Origin of the sequence: Heliophilum fasciatum, assembly GCF_004341395.1 — a bacterium.
Lineage (GTDB): Bacteria > Bacillota > Desulfitobacteriia > Heliobacteriales > Heliobacteriaceae > Heliophilum > Heliophilum fasciatum.
Genome location: NZ_SLXT01000053.1, coordinates 1 through 5,389 on the forward strand (window position 1 = coordinate 1; position 5,389 = coordinate 5,389).

The 5,389-nt window shown below is 41.6% G+C and carries 5 protein-coding genes; 1 reads left to right on the plus strand and 4 read right to left on the minus strand.

The features are described 5' to 3' along the window. Window positions 1-589 precede the first annotated feature (589 nt). On the plus strand, window positions 590-1,519 hold the full coding sequence (locus EDD73_RS14415; protein ID WP_131921120.1) for an HTH domain-containing protein: 930 nt from the start codon (window positions 590-592) through the stop codon (window positions 1,517-1,519). 90 nt (window positions 1,520-1,609) lie between these two features. On the opposite strand, the gene amrS is transcribed toward EDD73_RS14415, so the two are convergent. The 4 genes from amrS to EDD73_RS15655 all read right to left on the minus strand — a co-directional run bounded on the left by amrS (window position 1,610) and on the right by EDD73_RS15655 (window position 5,055). After that, window positions 1,610-2,482 (minus strand): AmmeMemoRadiSam system radical SAM enzyme, encoded by an 873-nt coding sequence (amrS, locus tag EDD73_RS14420; RefSeq protein ID WP_131921122.1) that lies wholly within the window; start codon window positions 2,480-2,482, stop codon window positions 1,610-1,612. A 72-nt stretch (window positions 2,483-2,554) separates the two neighbouring features. Continuing rightward, window positions 2,555-3,814: an AmmeMemoRadiSam system protein A gene (gene amrA / locus EDD73_RS14425; protein WP_131921124.1), complete on the minus strand. Its 1,260-nt coding sequence runs from the start codon at window positions 3,812-3,814 to the stop codon at window positions 2,555-2,557. Between the two features lie 278 nt (window positions 3,815-4,092). Beyond that, window positions 4,093-4,545, minus strand: coding sequence for an S-layer homology domain-containing protein (locus EDD73_RS14430; RefSeq protein WP_131921126.1), 453 nt, complete (start codon window positions 4,543-4,545; stop codon window positions 4,093-4,095). 264 nt (window positions 4,546-4,809) lie between these two features. Continuing rightward, entirely contained in the window at window positions 4,810-5,055 is a 246-nt protein-coding gene (locus EDD73_RS15655) for a cell division topological specificity factor MinE (RefSeq protein WP_131921128.1), read from the minus strand. Window positions 5,056-5,389: the final 334 nt, after the last annotated feature.

Sequence of the window (5,389 nt, forward strand, 5' to 3'; positions counted from 1 at the left end):
TTCGAGTCAAGCTCGTTTACTTACTAACTGGAATAAATGAATTAAAGGTTATCACGCTTTTTCCAACTGTTTGATTTTCAAGGACCAAGTTGTGCTCATTGTTTTGGTACCGTTTTCGCGGCACAAAAGATATCATATCACGTTTTACTTTTTGAATCAACCGGTATTTTTAAGCAACTATTCATGTTACATAAAAGTCCCGAAATCATCTTGCGATGAAGTAGACTTGAATAAAACGTCCTGTCCTCGACAGGAACTGTATCTTATCATGGATCTTCACGCATTACAACTGGGAATATTTGGCCCTTAATCGACATATAGAGGAATTTCCCTATCCAGTGGGAGTTGCTTATCTCCGGGGTTGCTTAAAGCGTAGATGCGAAAAAGAATATCTACAGCCAAAGCGAGAAAATCTATCATGTACTGGATAGCCAGTATTATGACGTTACAAAAGCCAAAAGATGATCTGCCCTGAAAACGAGGCAGTTTAATCCAGGAAATAGAAAAACAAGCCTTGATTGCGTTATAAGGATGAATAACACAATTAGAAATGAGGGATATGATGACTTGCAGGGATATAACGAATCGAATGACGTTCCTTGAACTTGCTGAAAAAATCCTTACAGAAGAAAAGCATCCTCTCAATGAAGTTGAAATATGGGAGATTGCTAAAGAAAAAGGATATGACCGTCTCATATCTACTAAAGGGAAAACACCATGGAAAACGATTGGCGCAAATATTTATTTGGATATGCGAGACAATCCGGAAACAACGGTTTTCGGTAAAACGGAAGGTCGCCCCAAAAGGTTTATTCTTAAAGCATCGTCTTATGCAACGCCTGCAACATCCGAAGGCGCCCCAGCGGAAATCGTGACAAAGAATAGTAAGACCGCTTATTCGGAACGTGATCTGCACTCACTATTGGCCTACTATGCATCCGTCTATATGAAGGTAGCAACCAAGACCGTATTTCATGAAAAATCATCTAAGAGAAGCTTTAACCAGTGGCTCCATCCGGATATGGTTAGCGTTTATTATCCGTTTACAGAGTTTGATTCTGATTTATATGACTTGGGCTTGCAGATGGGGATTCAACTGATCCGTTTCTTCTCATTTGAATTAAAAAAAGAACTTAGCTTCTCCAATCTTCGAGAATCGTTCTTCCAAGCTGTATCGAATTCATCGTGGGCAAATGAAGGCTATTTGGTCACTGCAGACTTGGATCAGGGAGAAGAATTTATGGGAGAGTTGCGGCGGTTATCAACTTCCTTTGGTATCGGCGTTATTCGCTTAGACACAGAAGAACCTGATGACTGCGAAGTTGTTTTTCCGGCAAAAAACAAAGACGAACTTGATTTAGAAACGATGAGCAAATTATCCATCGAGAATCCTGACTTCAAAAACTTTATTATCCGCACAAGAAAAGACATTCATGGTAAGGAGATCTATCAAAATCACTATGATAAGGTCTTGCAGCCTGAAGAACTGAAATTGAAATACAGAAAATCGCACTCATAACGGGGAGAAGCACCCGAAGATGCGCCCACCCCAGTAATGCCGAGTCCACATGAGGAAAGAAAACTCCCGCGGAATGCAGGAGTTTTTTGCTTATATATTCCCAACATGGATATACCGCAACCCAGCTTGATTGCCGATCCTTTCCGCCATTTTTAGGGTTTCTACAGGTGTTACCGGAGTCTTTGTCATCTTCCAGACCGGGAAGAAGCGACTTACATGCCAGGGTACTTCTTGTCCTAACTCCGTGGAAATAAATTGAGCAATCTTTTCAAGTTGAACTTCCTGGTCATTAACACCAGGTACAACCAGTGTAGTAATTTCAAGATGTACTCCGGCTTCGTAAAGGCGTTTTAGATTTTCCATTACCGGTTCTGTTTGACCACCGCAATATTCTTCATAAACCGTATCATCGGGTCCCTTAAAATCAACATTGGCCGCATCTAAACATGGAATAATCTCATCCAGCGTTTCTTTGGACATAAAGCCATTGGTCACCCAAACATTTTTGAGACCTTTCGCCTTGGCTAATTTCATCGTCTCCAGTGCATACTCTACAAAAATCGTCGGTTCTGAGTAGGTATAGGCAATCGATGGACAGTCATAGGCAAGAGCCATGCGAACATGCTCTTCCGGCGTCATCATGGTACCTTCAATTTTTTTGTGAGATTTCGGACTTTGTGCAATTTGCCAATTCTGGCACCAAGCACAACGAAAGTTGCATCCCACAGCAGCCAACGAATAAATCTTAGTTCCCGGTAAAAAGTGATATAGAGGTTTTTTTTCGATCGGATCAATATGAGCCGCTACAGTTTGTCCGTAGTTTAAAGCATATAGTTTTCCTTGATGGTTCTCACGTACACCACAAATTCCTCGTTTTCCTTCGGCAATCGTACATCGCTGAAAACAAATGTTACAATTAACTTTTTGATTGTCCTGGATCTGATACAAGATGGCTTCTTTCATTTCGACCCTTCTTCACGAGACTTCTTCATTTTATAAGACTTCTTCATGTATCATCTTCTCTATTTATTTTGTTTACTCCAAAGTGCGGACAACTTCAAAACGCCATAATTCTACCGGTTCCGGAATGCTAAGACCGGCTTTTTGTTTTGCGATTTTTACTTGCTCCTCTGCGGTGTGAATACCTTCGAGATGAGGCAAGAGCAACCCTGTTCTTCCTCTCCCCCGGACTACTACACCATATCGCCACGGATCAAGCTCGTCAACAGTCGATATCTTCTCCATTTCACCGAGGATATCAACTGAAAAGGTTATAGATGAAAGCTCATCGCTTTGAACGGGCCAAAACCTTGGGTCTTCTGTACCGGCAGCAATCGCATTGAATTTGATTTCTTCAGCCAAATTCTCACGCCAAGGCTCTGTTGTTCCGATACACCCGCGTAATTCACCATTTTTTTTTAGTGTAACGAAACAAGCTCGTTGAAGCTGAAATTCCGGTCCTTCCGGTAGAGCGAGTCTTTTGGTGTTACCTTCTTTTAAATACGTTTCAAAGCAAAGTCGTGCCCAATGAGGTAACGGAGACGAGCGATAAAGTTCGGCTACGAGGTAGCCTACCCCAAAAGGTCCTTCATAGGAAAGCACACGTGGCATACTTTCCTGAACAGCTAATGCCAATTGTAAACTTCGCCAACCACATTCTCCGGCTTCTTCAGCTAGTTCTACTGCAACATGCTGAATTTGGGAGGGATCTCTTGTTAACGCATCGACGATCGCTTGATCGAATTGAGGTCCCGCTGGATGAAAACCATAGGGTCCGTCTGCTTTCAAACGATGCGATAAATCACCACTGGCTACAAGCGCAATTCTCTCTGGGAAAGATTTGAATAATCGAGCCATATTATGGGCATATACTGCCGTTTCTATCGGCATCCCCATAATGACGACCTTTCCCGTCCAGCCAGCTTCCTGTAAAAAGTAAAGCGGCACAAGGGCTCCATGGTCGACTTTCTCACTATGGAGAAAAGCATCAGGGAGAATGTTTGCAAGTTCATGGGCTAACTCAAGATGGGCCGGAAAAGCTATCTGTAACTGCGGTGCACCAAAAGAAGCAAAATCTCCATTGATCTGATCCTCTCGATGAATGATCACTCCTTGGCGTAAAAGCGTTGCATGAGGTGATATGATCACGACAGTATCAATCTTATCCCCTATGAAATTATTGGCAATTTCCCGATACGCCTCTAGCGTTGCTGAACAGGCTAATTCTTCACCTCGACCAATCGCAGGCACAATAATCGGCGGATGAGGCACAAAAACAGAATAGACTAACGGCATAATCGCTCACCTCTCACTCCATACGGTAGTAATATTAGCGTACCCAGTCGTGGTGATATTACTGTAGGGCCAGGAAGATTGTTTACGAACACAACTTAATGAATATTCTGTTTTTCACAATTTAAATTATACTATTCTGTTTTATTTTAATCAACGTAAAGAAAACTCCTGACATGCAGGAGTTTAAAAGAGCCATCTTACTGGCCTACTGTATCTTCATTAGGAGTTGGCGAGGTTAAGTTATCCACTGCACCTTCAGCGGAAGTCGTTGCTGGTGTTTACTCTGCCGGAGCAGCGGGGGTAGTTTCAGTTGTTCCCTCTGCCGGAGCAGTAGGTGTAGTTTCAGTTGTTCCCTCTGCCGGAGCAGTAGGTGTAGTTTCAGTTGTTCCCTCTGCCGGAGCAGCAGGTGTAGTATTATTTGGAGTCTCCGAATCTGTTGCCGGGTTAGCAACAGATTGTTTATTGAGATAACCCTGATCATGAAGATTCTTCATGGCCTGAGCGAATTGAGCACGGGTCATATAGGCATCAGGTGCAAACTGATCGTTACCAACACCTTGCATAATTCCTTCTTGTTTTGCCCAATTCACAGCCCCACTATACCATTGTCCATTGGGTACATCCGTAAAAAGGGTACTGGCCACTGCAATGCCAATTCCAGATGTGATCATAGTTGCTAAAGTAGCTCCAAGAATCATACCTTTTGCTACTTCTTTATTAATCTTACCCATTATAAAACCTCCTAAAGAGTGTTTGAGATTGTTTTTGCAAATCACAAAAGTAATGATAATCCTTTTTTCAGTATTTTAATAGTATTAAATTCTGTTCCTATAGGTATAAACTGCCTATTTTATGTAAAGTTATCGTTCTTACCGTTACCCGCTTTAAAAATAAAAAAGCAAGGGAGATCCCTTGCTCAATAACGACTTACCAATTGTACTGAATTAAATTGTATTGAAAAATCGTTCCCGGTTTAGGCCTGGTCCAAGACCGCTTTACCTCCCCCGAGGTACATTGACAACCGGAATATGAAAGATAATTTTTTTTGTAGTGTGATCGGAAGTCACACTTACTTTTACGTTCGAACGGTCTGTAACAATATGTTTGGTAATAACTTTAATCATATCTTCCGTTAGGGATTTCACCAACTCTGGAGTAAATTCAGCATCTTTATCATCAATCACGAGAATCAATTGATTGGATTCATTAGATAAATCGTCACTCTTAAAAAAACTATTCATCAGCCCTCACACTTTCCCTGCGTCCATGTAACGCCCAAATTTTATTAAAATCCATTTTTTAGATAGATTAAAGCCACAGATGCAGTTACGGTCTTGAATTTCATCATACCAACAGTGCTAATATCAGTCAAGAGAGGCCAAAAAAAGCGATCACATTTACATGTGATCGCGTGGTATTTCTTTCTTTCAACATAAATGAATATTTCGCTCTTGGAGAGCCAGTATGTCGGCAAAATAGGGCCATGTTCACGGAAAAATAGAGCCACCTTCACGGCGTAGAGATCCACCTGTTTTTTCACTCTATAATGGATTTATGCACATCTATATGTGTAAA

Coding starts and splice junctions, on each gene's coding strand:
- EDD73_RS14415 (WP_131921120.1), top strand. CDS start 590: ATGACGTTCCTTGAACTTGCTGAAAAAATCCTTACAGAAGAAAAGCAT.
- amrS (WP_131921122.1), bottom strand. CDS start 2,482: ATGAAAGAAGCCATCTTGTATCAGATCCAGGACAATCAAAAAGTTAAT.
- amrA (WP_131921124.1), bottom strand. CDS start 3,814: ATGCCGTTAGTCTATTCTGTTTTTGTGCCTCATCCGCCGATTATTGTG.
- EDD73_RS14430 (WP_131921126.1), bottom strand. CDS start 4,545: ATGGGTAAGATTAATAAAGAAGTAGCAAAAGGTATGATTCTTGGAGCT.
- EDD73_RS15655 (WP_131921128.1), bottom strand. CDS start 5,055: ATGAATAGTTTTTTTAAGAGTGACGATTTATCTAATGAATCCAATCAA.